Source organism: Acidaminococcus sp. (genome assembly GCF_057597765.1).
The window spans coordinates 133,369-150,184 of the sequence record NZ_DBMBXK010000003.1 but is presented as its reverse complement, the minus strand read 5'-3'; the positions used below and the strand labels follow the sequence as shown (position 1 = coordinate 150,184).

Annotated in this window: 17 protein-coding genes, 1 tRNA gene and 1 other annotated feature; of the genes, 16 read left to right on the top strand and 2 right to left on the bottom strand. The window is 57.8% G+C overall.

The annotated features are described in order from the left end of the window. The first annotated feature begins 72 nt into the window (after nt 1-72). From ACZOF8_RS02970 to ACZOF8_RS02925, 10 genes are all read left to right on the top strand, one after another. A complete protein-coding gene (locus tag ACZOF8_RS02970; RefSeq protein WP_329778244.1) occupies nt 73-630 on the top strand; it encodes a hypothetical protein in 558 nt (185 codons plus the stop codon). Nucleotides 631-645: 15 nt separating this feature from the next. After that, complete coding sequence (locus ACZOF8_RS02965) at nt 646-1,221, top strand: nitroreductase family protein (RefSeq protein ID WP_154487549.1); 576 nt, start codon at nt 646-648, stop codon at nt 1,219-1,221. Nucleotides 1,222-1,247: 26 nt separating this feature from the next. Further along, nucleotides 1,248-2,105: an NAD(P)/FAD-dependent oxidoreductase gene (locus ACZOF8_RS02960; protein ID WP_022487994.1), complete on the top strand. Its 858-nt coding sequence runs from the start codon at nt 1,248-1,250 to the stop codon at nt 2,103-2,105. After that, entirely contained in the window at nt 2,102-3,109 is a 1,008-nt protein-coding gene (locus ACZOF8_RS02955) for a polysaccharide deacetylase family protein (RefSeq protein ID WP_487426539.1), read from the top strand. The genes ACZOF8_RS02960 and ACZOF8_RS02955 overlap by 4 nt, the downstream gene beginning before the upstream one ends. Before the next feature lie 224 nt (nt 3,110-3,333). Then, the gene (locus ACZOF8_RS02950; RefSeq protein WP_022487996.1) at nt 3,334-3,801 is read left to right on the top strand and encodes a peptidylprolyl isomerase; all 468 of its coding nucleotides are present in this window, start codon (nt 3,334-3,336) and stop codon (nt 3,799-3,801) included. Then, the gene (locus ACZOF8_RS02945; protein WP_154487555.1) at nt 3,798-4,067 is read left to right on the top strand and encodes a GIY-YIG nuclease family protein; all 270 of its coding nucleotides are present in this window, start codon (nt 3,798-3,800) and stop codon (nt 4,065-4,067) included. The genes ACZOF8_RS02950 and ACZOF8_RS02945 overlap by 4 nt, the downstream gene beginning before the upstream one ends. A gap of 156 nt (nt 4,068-4,223) precedes the next feature. Next, nucleotides 4,224-4,421 (top strand): cold shock domain-containing protein, encoded by a 198-nt coding sequence (locus ACZOF8_RS02940; RefSeq protein ID WP_009015310.1) that lies wholly within the window; start codon nt 4,224-4,226, stop codon nt 4,419-4,421. Nucleotides 4,422-4,530: 109 nt separating this feature from the next. Further along, nucleotides 4,531-5,286, top strand: a complete 756-nt coding sequence (locus ACZOF8_RS02935) for an SDR family NAD(P)-dependent oxidoreductase (RefSeq protein ID WP_022487998.1) — start codon at nt 4,531-4,533, stop codon at nt 5,284-5,286. Nucleotides 5,287-5,295: 9 nt separating this feature from the next. Further along, entirely contained in the window at nt 5,296-6,642 is a 1,347-nt protein-coding gene (gene brnQ, locus ACZOF8_RS02930; RefSeq protein ID WP_154487557.1) for a branched-chain amino acid transport system II carrier protein, read from the top strand. Nucleotides 6,643-6,719: 77 nt separating this feature from the next. Beyond that, entirely contained in the window at nt 6,720-7,328 is a 609-nt protein-coding gene (locus tag ACZOF8_RS02925) for a porin family protein (RefSeq protein WP_022488000.1), read from the top strand. A gap of 41 nt (nt 7,329-7,369) precedes the next feature. Here the strand turns inward: ACZOF8_RS02925 and ACZOF8_RS02920 are convergent, their stop codons facing one another. Beyond that, a complete protein-coding gene (locus ACZOF8_RS02920) occupies nt 7,370-9,628 on the bottom strand; it encodes a LuxR C-terminal-related transcriptional regulator (protein ID WP_487426538.1) in 2,259 nt (752 codons plus the stop codon). 169 nt (nt 9,629-9,797) lie between these two features. Here ACZOF8_RS02920 and ACZOF8_RS02915 point away from each other — a divergent pair. Further along, nucleotides 9,798-9,874: transfer RNA gene (locus tag ACZOF8_RS02915), tRNA-Arg, on the top strand. Nucleotides 9,875-9,907: 33 nt separating this feature from the next. On the opposite strand, the gene ACZOF8_RS02910 is transcribed toward ACZOF8_RS02915, so the two are convergent. Then, on the bottom strand, nt 9,908-11,311 hold the full coding sequence (locus ACZOF8_RS02910) for an aspartate ammonia-lyase (protein ID WP_154487561.1): 1,404 nt from the start codon (nt 11,309-11,311) through the stop codon (nt 9,908-9,910). A 287-nt stretch (nt 11,312-11,598) separates the two neighbouring features. Between ACZOF8_RS02910 and ACZOF8_RS02905 the strand changes: the two genes are divergently transcribed. The 5 genes from ACZOF8_RS02905 to ACZOF8_RS02885 all read left to right on the top strand — a co-directional run bounded on the left by ACZOF8_RS02905 (nt 11,599) and on the right by ACZOF8_RS02885 (nt 16,809). Then, nucleotides 11,599-11,967, top strand: coding sequence for a CidA/LrgA family protein (locus ACZOF8_RS02905; RefSeq protein WP_154487563.1), 369 nt, complete (start codon nt 11,599-11,601; stop codon nt 11,965-11,967). After that, nucleotides 11,960-12,643, top strand: a complete 684-nt coding sequence (locus ACZOF8_RS02900; protein ID WP_154487565.1) for an LrgB family protein — start codon at nt 11,960-11,962, stop codon at nt 12,641-12,643. Before ACZOF8_RS02905 ends, ACZOF8_RS02900 begins: the two co-directional genes overlap by 8 nt. Before the next feature lie 139 nt (nt 12,644-12,782). After that, nucleotides 12,783-13,937, top strand: a complete 1,155-nt coding sequence (locus tag ACZOF8_RS02895) for a M20 family metallopeptidase (RefSeq protein ID WP_154487567.1) — start codon at nt 12,783-12,785, stop codon at nt 13,935-13,937. A 21-nt stretch (nt 13,938-13,958) separates the two neighbouring features. Then, nucleotides 13,959-15,398 (top strand): YfcC family protein, encoded by a 1,440-nt coding sequence (locus tag ACZOF8_RS02890; RefSeq protein ID WP_022488006.1) that lies wholly within the window; start codon nt 13,959-13,961, stop codon nt 15,396-15,398. 91 nt (nt 15,399-15,489) lie between these two features. Next, nucleotides 15,490-15,743, top strand: a binding site (T-box leader). An 85-nt stretch (nt 15,744-15,828) separates the two neighbouring features. Continuing rightward, nucleotides 15,829-16,809 carry a bile acid:sodium symporter family protein gene (locus tag ACZOF8_RS02885; protein ID WP_022488007.1) on the top strand — a complete coding sequence of 327 codons (981 nt, stop codon included), beginning with the start codon at nt 15,829-15,831 and terminating at the stop codon, nt 16,807-16,809. The last annotated feature ends 7 nt before the right edge of the window (nt 16,810-16,816 follow it).

Below are 16,816 nucleotides of genomic sequence, written 5' to 3'. Positions count from 1 at the left end.
TCCTCTGGGTAGGGTATAATAAAAAGGATACAGAAAAATCATGAAAGCCCAAACATTGGGGGAGGTGGATGTATGAAAAATACCTGGGAAATTGCCCTTCTGGCCGTGATGCTGGGGATGGGCGGGCCGGCGGCCGGGGAAGCGGCCCAGTATTTTGCTCCCCGTTACAGCCTCAGCGCCAACGGCCAGCTGCAGCCCCCTTTGACGGTGGAATTCCAGAAAGGGATTCCTCTGAAGATCAGCGCCAGCCTTACCGGCCCTGCCAGCGGAGAAAAAGTGCTGGTGCTGGGCTGGCAGGTGGGAGACGGAGTAGGCCTGTGCACCCTCCAGAAAGGGGTGGAATACGCCCTGTACAAACTGGATTTCCGTCCGGGAAAACAGGATATCCTGGTGCTCAGCTACGGCCGCCGGGGCACCGGCAAGACCCATCTGAATGAAGTGGCCGTCATCGGGGAGGATTCCCTGGGGGTGATCCGGCAGCTGCCGGTGAACGGCTTTGTGCCCACCGATGTGTTCAACAGTCCTCTCCAGATCCGCCAGCAGGAAGCGGTGCTGTTCCTGGAACAGGCTCCCCATGTGCTGGCCCTCCGGGCGGACGGAGAAAACGGCTATGTGGCCGAAGTGGAATAAAAAGGAGTGATTGGAATGGAATTGGCTTCCCTGTATGATACCTGCCGGACCTACCGGCGTTTTGAACAGAAACCGGTGGATCCGGCCCTGCTGCGGACTTTGGCGGATGTGGCCCGGAAACGGAGCTGCGGCCGGAACGGCCAGAGCCTCCGGTTCACGGTGGTGGCAAGCCCCGCCAACGTGAAGGCCATGCAGCCGCTGCTCCGGTGGGCGGCGGCCCTGCCCAAAGAAATCGGCACCCCCAGGGAAGGGGAACAGCCGGTGGCCTTTGTGGTAGTGTCCCGGCCCAAGGAGGCCAACCCCACCATCACCAGCATCGACGTGGGCATCGCCCTGGATGCCATGGCCATCACCGCCTGGACCCAGGGGGTGGGCAGCGCCATCCTGGCAGCGGTGGACCGGGTAAAGATCGCCGCTCTGCTGGAGATCCCGGAAGACCGGGAAGTGGTCACCGTGCTGGCCCTGGGCTATCCCGCCCACAAAAGCACCCTGGTGCCCGGGGAAGAAGGGAAACTGGCCTACTATGTGGATGAGGCCCGGGATTATTATGTGCCCAAACTGCCCCTGGAAAAAGTGGCGGATTTCAAATAAACGGATGAGGAAACAAGGAGAAAGCTATGCTGTATGACATTGCCATTGTAGGGGGCGGCCCTGCAGGCTGCAGTGCGGCGGTGACCGCCGCCAACCGGTCCCTGTCCGCCCTGCTGTTGGATACCGGGGATTTCGGCCTGGCCCTGCGGAAAAGCGCCCTGGTGAAAAACTACCTGGGGATGCCGGACCGGTCGGGAGCGGAACTGATGGACGCCTTTACCGCCCACATGAAGGCCGCCGGGACCACGGTGGTCCCCCACAAGGTGCTGAGCATCCTGCCCCGGGAAAAGCACTTCTATCTGGCCACCCCGGGAGAAGTGTACGAGGCCCGGAGCATCCTGCTGTGCCCGGGAGCCTCCCACGGAAAGCCCCTGGAGGGAGAAACGGCCCTTGTGGGGAAGGGGGTCACCTACTGTGCCACCTGCGACGGGTACCTGTACCGGGGAAAGACCATCGGGGTGGTGACCAATCTGCCCTCTGCCTGGGAAGAAGTGGAATTCCTGGCGGGGGTGGCTGGGGAAGTGAAGCTGTGGGCGGACTTCCCCCTGCCGGAAAAACGGCCTGCCAATGTGCAGATCATGGAAGGCAAACCCCGGAAGGTGCTGGGAGAGGAACGGGTGGAAGCCCTGGAAACCACTGCCGGCACGGAAAAACTGGAGGGGTTGTTCCTGCTCCGGGAAACGGATCCTCTGGACCGGCTCCTGCCGGGACTCCGGCTGGATGGTCCCTTCATCCGGGTGGATGACAACCTGGCCACCAGTGTGGAGGGAGTTTTTGCCGCCGGAGATGCGGTGGGCTATCCCTGGCAGATCAACAAAGCGGCGGGAGAAGGCCAGAAAGCTCTGCTGTCTGCGGCTTCCTGGCTCCGGGAGAACCCGGTATGACTGGTGGCAGGATCCGGCATTTCCTGCTGGTCCTGACGGTTCTGGCATTTTTGGGCTGCCTGGCCGGCGGGTGCAGCCGGTCCCAGACGGCGGAAAGCAGCCAGACCGCCGGAGAAACGGAAGCGGCTTCGGAAACCAAGGCCCTGGCTCCCGGGGAGGGGGAACAGGGAGCAAGGGTGGAATTCGTCAACCGGGAACACAAAATGGAACGGGTCATATTCAGCGGAGGTTACCTGCGCAGCCTGCCGGAAGAAAAGCCGGAAACCATCCTCCGGCCGGCCCCGGAGGGAGCCCAGGGGATGATCTTCGGGAAACGGGAGATCAACGGACTGGAATGGGCCAAGGTGGCCACCCGGGACGGGGTCACCGGCTGGTATGCGGTGCCGGCCAAAGAAGGGGCCGGGCCCCGGGACAAACGGAATCCCCTGAAGATCACCAACGATGGGTATGAGACCACCTTTCCCCAGGTGACCGGCGGTGTGGCTCCTCAGGTCCAGGACCGGATCAACCAGGAACTGGGGAACTACCTGTCCGTGTACCGGCACATTACCGGCCCGGTGGAAAGCGAGCTCCAGTGCCAGGTCACCTACAACCGGCGGCAGATCCTGAGCCTGGTGTTCCAGGGGACCCATATCCTGTACCGGAGCTATCCGGTGTCGGAAGTGAACAGCCTGGCCAGCTGGACCCGGCTGAAGAACTACGCTTATGTATCCTCCCTCCAGGGAGGAGCTGATCCCACCCTGCTGGTGGCCCGGATCACGGACCTCCACTATGCCCTGGTATTCGACCTGGCCACCGGCAGCCGGCTGACCCTGGACTATTTCCTGGGAGCCAACCGGCAGGAAGAGCTCCAGGAACGGCTGGCCGGACTGGGCGAAGGAGCCCGGCTCCAGAAGGATGATTTCTACATCACCACCCAGGGACGTCTGGTGGCCCTGGCCTCCGTCCCGGGCAAAGGACGGGTGGATCTGGATCTGTCGGATCTGGTGATCAGGGAGTTTTAGGGAGGTGCGGTGCACCTCCTGTCAGCTGTCAACGGTCAACGGCCGTTGGAAATCAATTTTGCCAATTGATTTTGAACCCTGAACCGTAGGGGCCGCACGCCGGGCGGCCCGCAAACCCTGCGGACAAACGGTGATTTGGCGGGGGGCCGGGCGGGCCTGCCGCCCCTACAGAAACGATTTCCAGGGGCTGCTGAAGGCAGCCCCACAACAACGAGGTGAACAACATGAACAAAAAAGTGCATTTCCATACGAATCTGGGAGATTTTACTGCGGAGCTGTTTGAGGACAAGGCTCCCAAAACCGCCGGGAACTTCCGGGAGCTGGTGGAGAAGGGATTCTATGACGGGGTCATTTTCCACCGGGTCATCGACGGCTTCATGATCCAGGGCGGGGATCCCACCGGCACCGGCATGGGCGGCCCGGGCTACACCATCGACGACGAATTCGGTCCCGGCCTGGCCCACAGCGGGGAAGGGATCCTGTCCATGGCCAATGCCGGCCCCAACACCGGAGGCAGCCAGTTCTTCATCACCCTGGATGCCACCCCCTGGCTGGACGGCCATCATGCGGTCTTCGGGAAAATCACCCAAGGGATGGATGTGGTCCATAAAATCGGCTCCACCCCCACGGATTTCGCCGACCGTCCCCTGAAGGACGTGGTGATGGAAAAGGTGGAAATCGTAACAGAATGACTGCCTACGTCTATATGGTGCGCTGTGCCAACGGCGCCCTGTATACCGGCTGGACAAACGACCTGGTCCACCGGCTGGCCATGCACCGCCGCGGGTCCGGGGCCAAATACACCCGGGCCTTCAAGGCGGTGGACCTGGCCTATTTTGAGGAACTGCCGGACAAAAGGACGGCCCTTCAGCGGGAATATGCACTGAAACAACTGGCAAAAAAACAAAAAGAAGAGCTGGTCCGTCAATTTCCTCGAAAATCTTTGAAAATACCCTGAGTCGTCTGTACTCTCGCAATTCTTTTGCTTGTAAAAGTCCAGGGGTTATGCTAGAATGGAACACAGAAACAACGGACTTACTGAATGTTGAACTCACGCAGGTATCACATATAGTTGGATCGTTTTTCGCAATAATTTTTAGGAGGCCAAGTAAAGATGACTGGCAAAGTTAAATGGTTTAATGCTGAAAAGGGTTATGGTTTCATTGAACGGGAAGATGGCGGCGATGTATTCGTTCATTTCTCCGCAATCCAGGGTGAAGGCTTCAAAACTCTGGAAGAAGGCCAGGCTGTAGAATTCGACGTTGTCGAAGGCAACCGTGGTGAACAGGCTGCCAACGTTGTGAAACTGTAAGATATAGATATCTGCAAGAACAACAAGCGCAACAAAGAGGGGATATCGTGGAAACGGTATCTCCTTTTTTTCTGTTTGGGGAACAAATTGCAGGAAGGGAGTCGTGGATATGATCGGATACGGAATGGAGAAGAAAAAAGGGGTCATCAGCGGTGGCACGTCCGGCATCGGCCTGGCAGCAGCCCGGCTGCTGGTCCAGGACGGAGCCACAGTGTGGCTGGTGGGCCGGGATCCGGAACGGGGCCAAAAGGCAGTGGAGAGCCTCACAGGGCTGCCGGGAGAAGCCCTGTATCTCCAGGGAGATGTAAGCACCGTGGAAGGCTGCCGGAAAATCGCCGGGGAACTCCAGGCACAGCACCAGGAACTGGATTTTCTGGTGAACAGCGCCGGGATCTACCAGGAAAAGCCTTTCCAGGACGTAACAGAAGAGGATTATCAGCAGCTGATGGATGTGAATGTGAAGGGGACCATTTTCCTCACCCAGGCCCTGCTGGACCTTTTTGTCCAGGACGGTCCGTCCATTGTGAACATTGCTTCTGATGCAGCCCTGGAAGGAAATTACGGCTGCTGTCTCTATGCCGCTTCCAAGGGAGCTGTGGTGGCCTTTACCCGGTCCCTGGCCCTGGATCTGGCCCCCTGGATCCGGGTGAACTGCCTGTGTCCGGGGGATGTGGATACCCCTCTGGTGGAAAAACAGCTGGCGGAAGGGGGCTATTCCCGGGAATCCATGGCTTCTGTATATCCCATGGGACGGATCGGAAAACCGGAGGAAGCGGCCCATATGATCTGTGCGGTGCTGTCCCCTATGAACGGCTTCATGACCGGCGCCATCATTTCCGTGGATGGCGGCCTGACCGCCAAATAAGGAGGCACCATGAACAATCACAAACTGACTTCTGCTGAATATCTTTTTGTGGGCTCCATGCTGTTCGGGATGCTGTTCGGAGCCGGGAACCTGATCTTCCCGGTGCACATGGGCCAATTGGCCGGTGCCCATTTCTGGAGCGCCAACATCGGCTTCATTGCCACCGGGGTGCTGATGCCCTTCCTGGCGCTCATTGCCTTCGGCCTTTCCGGCAGCGGCAGCCTGGAAGAACTGGCCGGAAACGTGCACCCTGTCTTTGCCCGGGTCTTTACAGTACTGCTGTATCTGACCATCGGGCCGGCCTTTGCCCTGCCCCGGACTGCCACCGTGTCCTACCAGATCGGGATCGTGCCCTTTGTAGGAGAGAACCAGACCCTGATCCTGGCCGGGTTTACCTTTCTGTTCATGGGAGTGGCCCTGCTGTTTTCCCTGAAGCCATCCAAACTGGTGGTGTACATCGGGAAATTCCTGAACCCGGTGTTCCTGGCTTTCCTGGCCATCCTGGTGGCAGTGGCCCTGGTCCATCCCATGGGGTCCATTGCCGGAAGCCTTCCCCAGGGAGACTATGTGGACCATGCTTTCCTTACCGGGTTCAAGGAAGGGTACAATACCATGGACGTACTGGCCATGCTGGCCTTTTCCGTGGTGGTGATCGATACCCTGAAGAATCTGGGCGTCCGGGATGTGGCCACCATTTCTGTGGATCTGCTGAAGGTAGGGGGCATTGTGGTGTTCCTTATGTCCCTGATCTATACTCTGATCACCTGGCTGGGCACCTCCAGCCTGGGACAGCTGGCGGTATCCGCCAACGGGGGCATTGCTCTGGCCCAGATCGCCCATGGCTATTTTGGACCGGTAGGAGGCATGCTGCTGGCGGCCATTGTGACCTTCGCCTGCCTGAAGACCGCCATCGGCCTGATCACTGCCTGCGCCAACACCTTCCAGGAACTGTTCCCCGGGACACTGGGCTACAAGGCTTACTGTGTGGTCTTTGCAGGGATTTCCTTCCTGATCGGGAATGTGGGGCTCACCCAGATCATTGTGCTGGCTGTGCCCATCCTCATGTTCCTGTATCCCATGGCCATTACCCTGATCCTGTCCTCCTTTGCCTCCGCTCTTTTGGGGAAGGACCGGCGGCTGTACCGGTGGCCCATGGTGCTGGCCGGTGTGGCGGCTTTTGGGGATGCCCTCAGCGTGCTGCCCAAAGGGCTCCAGGGGACGGCGCCGGTCCAGGCTTTGCTGGGCTGCTACCATCAGCTTCCCCTGTTTTCCCTGGGGATGAGCTGGCTGCTGCCCACCCTGGCGGCCCTGGCTGCAGCCGCAGCGGCCGTGAAGCTCTCCGGGGGAAAACAGTGAAATTTTGCGAAAATTGATGAAAAAGTGTATAATGAAAGAATGATGAATGATTGAATCCATTGAAGGAGGGATTTCCCATGAAAAAAATGATGATGGCCACTGCAGTGCTGAGCCTGCTGCCTTTGACCGTGGCCTGTGCTTCTCCCCTGGCCAAGATTGCTCCTGGCGCTGCAAAAGTCGATGCCAACGTCACGGTGGGCAATACTCTCAAATGGAAACAGCATGGAGAGACCAAAGACTTTGGAGGTGATTCCCGGTACCGGGTGGGGGGTACCATCGGGATCGCCGACAACCTGGGTCTGGATTACCGGTATGCAGCCCATGAAGGGGACCATGATGCTTCGGCCCAGTCCCATCAGGTAAGCCTGATCTATCAGTTCAATCCCTATCTGTACGGGTACGGGGGCTATGTGCGGAACCGGCTGAAACAGCATGGCTACCATGACAACAACAGCGGCTATCAGGTGGGGGCCATAGGCCGGCTGCCCATTACGGACAAGACCACCGGCTGGGCCAAGTTCGGCACCGGCAACAACATCACCCAATATGAACTGGGCGTGGGCTATGCCTTCACCGACAACTGGGAAGCCAACGTCTCCTACAACGACAGCAAGTACAAAGATTTCAAAGGAGACATCGATGCCAAGACCCATGAAGTGAATGTGGGGGTATCGTACAAGTTTTAAAAAAAGGAGATGTCATGCGTCCTGTGTGACATCTCCTTTTTTCACATTTTCTCCACCGCATGGAGCAGCTGGGTCCTGTTCTTTACCTGGAAACGCTGATAGAGCAGGCTCAGTTGTTTTTTTACGGTGATTTCCGCCACGTTCAGTTCTTGGGCGATTTCTTTGTTGGTCCGGCCTTCTTTCACCCGCCGGATCACCAGCTTTTCCCGGGCAGTGAAGGATGCCTCCTTCAACGGGCGGCCTTTGGCCGGAGTGAGGGAATAGGACAGGACCGCCTGCAGGAATGCGGCAAATTCCGGCTGCCGGGCGGCTTTCACCAGCAGGGGACCCAGCAGGGACTGGTGCTCAACAAAAGGCAGGTACAGTCTGTCTTTCAGGGCTTCAGCCAGGGTGGACCGGAGCAGGGCGGCCGCTTCTTCCCCAAGGCCCGTATGCTCCAGGGCCGCAATCTGGACAATGGCATCGTAGCACCGGCACATTTGGGAAGAAGTGGGAGCTGGGACGGCATCCTGGGGACGGGTGGAAAGGAGCAGCAGCTGGTATCTGCCCATGGTCAGCTGGAGACGGTGCCGGGTGGACTGGCGCATCCCCTGGAGGGAAGGATAATCCGGCAGGCTGTTCATCCGTTCCAGATGTTTTGCCAGGCTGGGAGAAGGCTGTTCCAAAAGGCTCTGGACGAAAATCCCCACCAGATCCAGGTCCGTCCGGGTCAGGGGGTCTGTAATCAGCTGAGACAGCTTCTGGTAATGCTTTTTCCAGCCTAGGAACTGTTCCTGGTCCTGCCGGATCAGGGCGATCCGGGGCATCAGGAACAGAGCGATGATGGCCCGCTGCTGTTCATCCAGGGTCCGGCAGGGAGCATCCAGAAAAGCCTGGAGCACTTCTTCGGCCGTGGACAGTTCCCCCTGGAGATAGGCCAGCTCCGCCGCCACTGTGGAACGCCACAGGGGACCGCTGACGCCCTGGAGGGCTTCTCCGCAGCCGTCATAGAGGGCCTGGAGCTGGCGGGTGTTCCGGGCCAGGCTGCCGGCCCGGCGGTAGTACAGCACCAGTTGACCTGAGACACCCCGGTGGATGCCTTGGAAATAATCCCGGGGCAGCCGGATACGGTGCTCCCGGCAATAGGTGAAGAACTGCCGGAAGGCCGGCTCCATGGCGCCCAGGTCCGGCAGGCTGTCCAGGGCCGTAAGGAAAAGGATCCGGGCTTGGTCTTCCGGGGTACAGGTCCAGGCATCGGGCAGGGAGGCCAGCAGGATTTCCCGTTCTTCCCGGGCGGTCTGAGGGGACTGGAGCAGGTTCAGGGCCAGGAGGATCAGGCCGCAGCCAGCAAAATGCCGGGCTTTTTCCTCCTGAGGGCATTTCCGGAGCAGCTGGATCAGCAGGGAGGGAGGCTGCTGGTATAAAATGGCAAGGCCCGCCTGTTCTACGGCCTGGAGGGCCTGGGGCCAGGCTTTTCCCCTGAGAGCCAGGGCAAGGGCCTGGGCAAAATCTCGGCTGCGGAGCTGCCACCGGGCGGCCTGGAGACAGGCTTTCTTCTGCCAGTTCCAGGCTTCACACTGGAACTGGCTCTGGAGATATTCCTGGAACACCGGATGGAAGGCAAAGGTCCCCTGGAAAGGCTCGTAGGTCAGGAAGGGGCTGCGCTTCCAGTGTTCTTCCAGCCGGGCTAGGGTGTCCGGGTGGGGGCAGAGGAATTCCGCCTGGGCCCGGGAAAAACGGGGGAACAGGGAAAGAATCAGGCAGACCTGCTGTTCTTCCCGGGAAAGGGGATGGAACAGTTTCCGGATCAGCTGGTACATCAGTTCCTTGTCGTGGGGGGTGAACAGGTCCGGATCCGCCGTCTTCAGCTTCCGGAAGTTCCGGATTCCCTGGCTGATGGCAAACAGCTCGTTTTCCCGGACGGCCTCATAGGCCATGGAATGGTTCAGATAGGTGATTTCCCAGCGGCCGGCGGCGTTTTTCCGGAAACAGAAGGCACAGCGCTGGTAGCCCTGGAGATACATTTTGTAGGAGGGATCCGTTTCCACCAGGGAAGACACCTGGACCAGCCACAGTCCCTCTGCCAGAGGACGCACCAGGGACCGTTCCTGGCTCTGCCGGCAGGGAATCAGCTGATCCTGGCCCTTCCGGAAAATGGCGGCAACCCTGTCCCGGCCTTCCACCTCCATTTCCTGCCCGGCCCCCAGCCAGATCACATCAGGAGCCAGATGGGCCAGCAGAGGATCCGGATCCGTTTTTTCAAAATAGGCATGGAGGATGGTGCGGGCCAGCTGGAGCAGTTCCTGTTCGATGGCTGTCATGGGAATTCCTCCTTTCAGGGATACAGAGGACCGCCCCTGGGATAAAAGGACGGAATAAACTGTTAATTTATATTATAAGGGAGAATCAGGAAAAATGTCTACATTTCCTGACAAAAGCAGGGGTATACCTTGCTTCCGGGGACGGCAGTTGTTATAATAATCATGTTATGCGGTTGTAGCTCAGTTGGATAGAGCATCTGCCTCCTAAGCAGAGGGTCGCGCGTTCGACTCGCGCCAATCGCACCATATGATAAAAAAAGCTGCCGCAAGGCAGCTTTTTTATTTCGCCACCGGCGTGGTCATCTTATAGGGATCCAGGACTCTGTCCAGCTGGGTGTCGCTGAGGTAATGGCGGCTCCGGGCCAGTTCCACCACCGGGATGTTCTTGGCCAGGGATTCCTTGGCCAGCTTGGCGGCTTTTACGTAGCCGATGTAGGGGCTCAGGGCCGTTACGATGCCGGCGCTCATTTTCAGCAGGTGCTGGCAGTGTTCCCGGTTGGCGGTGATCCCTTCCACACAGTTGATCCGCAAGGTGTCCGCCGCTTCCCGGAGCATGTCGATGCTCTGGAACAGGGAATAGAAGATCACCGGTTCAAAGGCGTTCAGTTCCAGCTGTCCCGCCTCCACGGCCATGGCGATGCAAGTGTCGTTGCCCACCACCCGGAAGGCCACCTGGCTCACCACTTCCGGGATCACCGGGTTCACTTTCCCGGGCATAATGGAAGATCCGTTCTGCTTGGCAGGCAGGTTGATCTCTTCCAGGCCGGTCCGGGGACCGGAAGACATGAGCCGCAGGTCATTGGAAATCTTGGACAGGGCGATGGCACAGTCCTTCAGGCTGCCGGATACGGCGGCGAAACTGTCGATGTTCTGGGTGGCATCGATCAGGTCCGCGGCCTGGGTAAAAGAAAAGCCGGTCAGCCGGGAAAGATCTTCGGCAATATGGCGGGAGTAGGCAGGGGCTGCATTGACTCCGGTACCGATGGCGGTACCGCCCATATTGATTTCGGTCATTTCTCTGGCTGCCGACTGGATCCGTCTGAGCCCTCTGTCCAGGGCGGTGGCATAGGCTTTGAATTCCTGGCCCAGGCGGATGGGCACTGCGTCCTGGAGCTGGGTCCGGCCCATTTTCAGGATCGGGTCGAATTCCACTCCTTTTTGGGCAAAGGCCTCTTTCAGGGCTTTCAGGCTTTTGTACAGGTCTTCCAGCAGGAAAAGGGCGGTCAGTTTCCCGGCGGTGGGGATCACGTCATTGGTGGACTGGCCCCGGTTCACATCATCGTTGGGATGGACCAGGGTGTAATCTCCCTTTTCCCCGCCTAAAATCTCGATGGCGATGTTGGCGATTACTTCATTGGCATTCATGTTCAGGGAGGTGCCGGCGCCGCCCTGGATGGGATCCTGGATGAACTGGTCCTGGTATTTCCCTTCCAGGAGCTGATCGCAGGCGGCCACAATGGCATCTGCGGTTTTGGGAGTCAGGGTGCCTGCCTGCCGGTTGGCCAGGGCGCAGGCTTTTTTGATGTACGCCAGGCTGCGGATCATGACGGGATGAGTGGACTGACCGGTGATGTGGAAGTTCTTATGGGCACGGAGAGACTGCACCCCATAATAGGCGTCCCGGGGGACGTACTTCTTGCCGATAGAATCACTTTCCAAACGTTCGAGTTTTTGCTCACTCATTGCCTGTTTCCTCCTTGGAAATCAATTTATGGTCCCATTATAAACCTTTTTCTCGAACAATCAAGCATAAATTCTTCATAGCGTTCTAAAAATATTGAACGGCAATGTAAAACTCAATGACGTATGTTCGATAAAATTTGAATTCGTACAGAAGAATTGTCAGCTAATTAAGTAAAAATAAGTCAGATTTTACAGTAAACATCTTCCCTTCCGGCCGTTGATACTATATACTATTAATATTGTGTGTTGCGGAACGTCTTGTATTTGCAGTGTAGTTGGGGGGAGTCATGAATATTGTCATGGAATTGGCGCTGATTTTCGGCGTCTGTCTGATCGGCATCGGCATCGCGGAGCTGCTGCCCTTTACGGTACCCTACAGTGTGATCAGTCTGCTGGTGCTGACTTTTCTGCTGTACCGGAAAATCCTGAAACCGGAGCAGATTAAAGATGCCGGCGGGTTCTTCATCCGGAATATGGGTATTTTTTTCGTCCCGGCGGTGGTGGGGACCCTGGAATATGTGGAAACCCTGAAAAACTATCTGATCCCCTTCCTGGTGATCACCCTGGTGACCACGCCTCTGGTGTATTTCATTACCGGCTGGAGTGTCCAGATTTGTTTGAAACTGTGGAGAAAGAAAGGAGCCTCCCATGCCTGATGCATTTACCCGTACCCCGTTTTTCGGCCTGACCCTGATCTTCATTTGCTGGGTCCTGGGGGTGAAACTCCAGAAAAAGACCGGCTGGCTCCTGTGCAACCCGGTGCTCACGTCAGCCCTGATGATCGTGGTGATCCTGACGGTCACCGGGGTGCCCCTGAAGCATTTCAATATGGGCGGGTCGGTGATCACCATGCTCCTGGGACCGGCCACGGCGGTGCTGGCCCTGAATATTTATCAGCAGCGGAAGGTACTCCAGGAGAACTTCCTGCCCATCCTGGTGGGCTGCACCATCGGCAGCCTGGGGAGCATCATTGCGGCTCTGGCCCTGTGCCATCTGTTCGGTACCAATTCCGTCTTTTCCGCCTCCATGCTGCCCAAAAGCGTCACCACGGCCATTGCCCTGGGGATTTCGGAAAACGGCGGGGGCATCCCGGGCATCACCGCAGGAGCGGTGGTGATCACCGGCATCGAAGGGGCGGTATTGGCTCCCTTCCTGAGCAAACTGTTCCATATTACGGATCCGGTGGCGGAAGGGGTGGCCATCGGTGCCTGCAGCCACGCTGTAGGCACCAGCAAGGCCCTGGAAATCGGCAAGATCCAGGGTGCCATGAGTTCCATATCCCTGTGTGTGTGCGGGATCATAACCACGGCAATGGCGCTGTTTTTTATGTGAAAAAGGGGGTGTGAAAGAATTCACACCCCCTTTTTTCTATTGCCAACTCCGAAGATTTTCGATAAAATAAAAATTAATATACACTATATCTGTATAAAATATCGATGATAAGTTGCTGTATTGTACAAAGGAGAAACCCATGGAGCAGCAAAACAAACAAATCCAGGAAGCGGTGGAAAGCTTCCGGCAGGACATGCTGGATTTTTGGAAGGATCTGATCAACTTCCAGGCCGGCAGCAAGGAAAAAGAACGGATGGAGACCCTGATGGAAAAGGTGTCTGCCTATCTCCAGAAGCTGGGAATGGAAAGCGAACTGGTGGAAACCGGGGCGGTCCCCCTGATCCGGGCCTGGTCCGGGAAGGAAAGGGCCGGCCAGCCCATCCTCCTGAGCGGACACCTGGATACGGTGTTCCCCAACGGCAGCTACCCGGAAAATCCCTTCACCATCAAGGAAGGAAAGGCCTATGGCCCCGGGGTCTGCGACATGAAGGGGGGGATTGTCATGGCGGTCTACCTGGCCAAAGTGCTGGAAAAAATCGGCTATGACCGGCATCCCATCAAACTGCTTTTCGTCCCCGATGAGGAAATCACCCACCAGGGGTCCCGGGCGGACCAGCTGCTGGCGGAAGAAGCCAAGGGCTGCCTGTGCGCCTTCAACTTGGAAACCGGCCGGATGGACAACTGCCTCACCGTAGGCCGAAAAGGCTGCATGGATGTGTGGATCACCGTCCACGGGAAGGCCGGCCATGTGGGCAATGCCTACACCAAATCCGCCAACGCCATTGAAGAAATGGCCCACAAAATCGTGGCCCTCCGGGCTCTTACGGACCTGGACAAAGGCCGGATCGTCAGCACGGACATCATTTCCGGGGGCACGGCCTCCAATGCGGTGCCGGATACCTGCCGGATCGAAGTGGACTGCCGGTACGATTACAATGAGGACAAGGACAAGCTCCAGGAAGCCATCCGGGCCATCTGCGCCGAGACCCATGTGGCCGGCACCCGGACAGAAGTGGAATTCCCGGCCTTCATGCCCGTCTTTGAACGGACCGAAGGCAATGACCACCTGCTGGCCCTGGTGAACCAGGCGGCTGCGGAATTCGGGATCCCGGCTTTCGGTGCGGCTCATCCCGGGGGCTGTTCCGATGCCTCCTTCATGGCCCAGGCGGGGATCCCCATCCTGGATTCCGTGGGGGTCCAGGGGGATGGAGCCCATACTCTCCAGGAATATGCCATCGTTGAAACCATGTTTGAACGGACCATGCTGCTGACCGCAGCCATCTGCCGTCTGTAACTGCTGTAAAGGGGAGTTGTTATGACAGAAAACAAACAGGACACCGTCCAGAAACCGGTGAACAAAAAAGTATCGGTACCCAGCCCGATCATTATCATCTTCTTTATCCTGATCCTTACCGCCATTGCCACCTATCTGATCCCGGCCGGGATCTTTGACCGGGTGAAGGATGCGGCCAGCGGCCGTATGGTGGTGGATCCCAACACCTTCCATTTCATCGCCAAGCATCCTGCCGGCTTCTTCGACGTGTTCAAGGCGGTGCCCCGGGGCGTCAAAGGGGCCAGCGGTATTGTAGGTTTCCTGATGATCATCGGGGGAGCTTTGAACGTAATGGCGGCCACCGGGGCCATCAACGGGGCTCTGGGCCATGTGGTCACCAAGGTGAAGGGTCGGGAAATGCTGCTGATCCCGGTGCTGCTCACCATTATGACCTGTCTCAGCACCTTTGCCGGCTGCAGCGAGGAATACATCGCCTTTGTGCCCCTGATCATGGCCGTATGCTATGCCCTGGGGTTCGACTCCATTGTGGCGGTGGCCATGCCTCTGGCCGCTGTAAGCGGGGGCTACGGAGCCGGGGTGACCAACGCCTTTACCGTAGGGGTGGCCCAGAGCATTTCCGGCCTGCCCATGTTCTCTGGCATCCAGGTCCGGGTGGCCATGCTGGTGGTGCTGATTGTGATCAATGTGGTGTATACCATGTGGTATGCCCGGAAGATCAAGAAGAATCCGGAAAGCAGCTACATGTACGATTATGACCAGATCTACCGTCCCCAGATGGACCTGAGTGCCTATGAAGGGGATAATGTGCTCATGACCGGCCGTCAGAAGATCATCATGGGCGGCTTTGTGGTCACCGTGGCCGCCATCCTGGTGGGGGTCATCAAATACGGCTTCTACATGGATGAACTGGCCGCCCTGTTCCTGATGATGGCGGTGTTCGCCGGCATTGTGGGACGGCTCAGCGTCAACGACTTTGCCAACGCCTTCATCGGCGGAGTGAAGAACATGGCCATGCCCTGCATGATGGTTTCCCTGTGCAAAGGGGTGACCCTGCTCATGGGGGACAGCAAGATCCTGGATACCATTATCTACTACCTGGCGGCCGGGCTGAATGTATTCCCTCATTCTCTGCTGGGCTTCGGCATGTTCATCGTCCAGGATGTGTTCAACCTGGTGGTGCCTTCCGGCTCCGGCCAGGCAGCCATCACCATGCCCATTATGGCCCCGCTGGCGGACTTGGTGGGACTCACCCGGCAGACCGCCGTCCTGGCCTTCCAGATGGGGGACGCCTTCACCAACATGATCACCCCGGCCAGCGGCACCACCATGACCGTGCTCACCGTAGCCGGTGTGCCTCTCCGGCGCTGGTGGAAGTTTGCCTTCCCTCTTTTGGGGCTGGAATGGATCTTTGCCTTCGTGGTGATGTGGTACGCTTCCGCTACCCATCTGGGACCCTTCTGATGGACGTATGGATGTCCGCGTATTGAGGACTTGAAAAAAACTTGTTGACAAATTTTCTCAAAAGCGTATAATAAAACCCATAACAAAACATCAGACAGTGTTGAATGGGAAAAGTACTTGTCCAGTCTCACATTCCAGAGAACCTGCCGCTTGGTGCGAGGCAGGATGCTGAGAGGAGAAGGAAAATCACCCAGGAGCTGCCCGCTGAAAGATTCCAAGTAAGTGGGGCCGGCTGACAGCCGTTATCCTGTCCGGCATTGGAAGGGAAATCCGGAGATGCTAGTAAAGAGGTCGCAGCAGCGACAACAAGAGTGGTACCGCAGAGCACAGCGCTTTGTCTCTTACAGGAGACAAAGCGCTTTTCTTTTTCTCCCAGGGAAGCCATCAGCCGTTTGATTTTTGCAGAAAACATTTTTTGGAGGGGTAAAACATGAATCTGTTGACAAAAGTAAGTGGCTTTGTAGGGAAAAATCTCACCTGGCTGGTGCTGGCTACCATCGTGGGCGGCTATTTTGTTCCGGGGGCCTTTTCCTGGTCCGTCCATTACACTGTATGGCTCCTGGGTGTGGTGATGTTCGGCATGGGCATGACCCTCCATCTGTCCGATTTCAAACTGGTGCTCCAGCGGCCCAAGGAAGTCCTGGCCGGTACGGTGTGCCACTACACCATCATGCCTCTGGTGGCCTTTGCTCTCACCAAGGTGTTCCATCTGAGCCCGGATCTGGCGGTGGGCATGGTGCTCCTGGGTTCCTGCCCCAGCGGCACCGCTTCCAATGTAATGAGCTTCCTGGCCAAAGGGGATGTGCCTCTGGCCGTATCCGTCACCACTGTTTCCACTCTGCTGGCTCCTGTGATGATGCCCTTCCTGGTATGGGCCCTGGCCGGTGAATATGTGAATGTTTCCTTTGTTTCCATGGCTCTCACGGTGATGAAAGTGATCCTGGTGCCTCTGGTGCTGGGGCTCCTGGTCCACAAAGCCGTAGGGGAAAAGTTCCTGGCCCAGATCCAGAAAGTGCTGGTGCTGCTGTCCGCTTTTGCGGTGCTGTCCATCCTGGGCGGCGTGGTGGCTGTGAACGGAGCCAAGATCGTGGCCCTGGGTGCCTTTGTGGTGGTGCTGGTGCTGCTCCATAACCTGGTGGGCTTCGGCATGGGATATTTTATCACCGGGAAACTGGGTATGGGCAAACCCCAGCAGCATTCCGTGACCCTGGAAGTGGGGATGCAGAATGACGCCCTGGCCCTGTCCATCTGCGCCGTGTACTTCGCTCCTGCCGTGGCCATCCCGGCTGCTGTAGGCGCCGCCGTCCATCAGATCACCGGTTCCTTCCTGGCCGGCCTCTTCGCCCGGAATATGGACCGGTACGAAGCCAGAAAAGCCGCCAAAAAAGCAGCGGTGGCAGTGGGGGACTGAGTTAAAG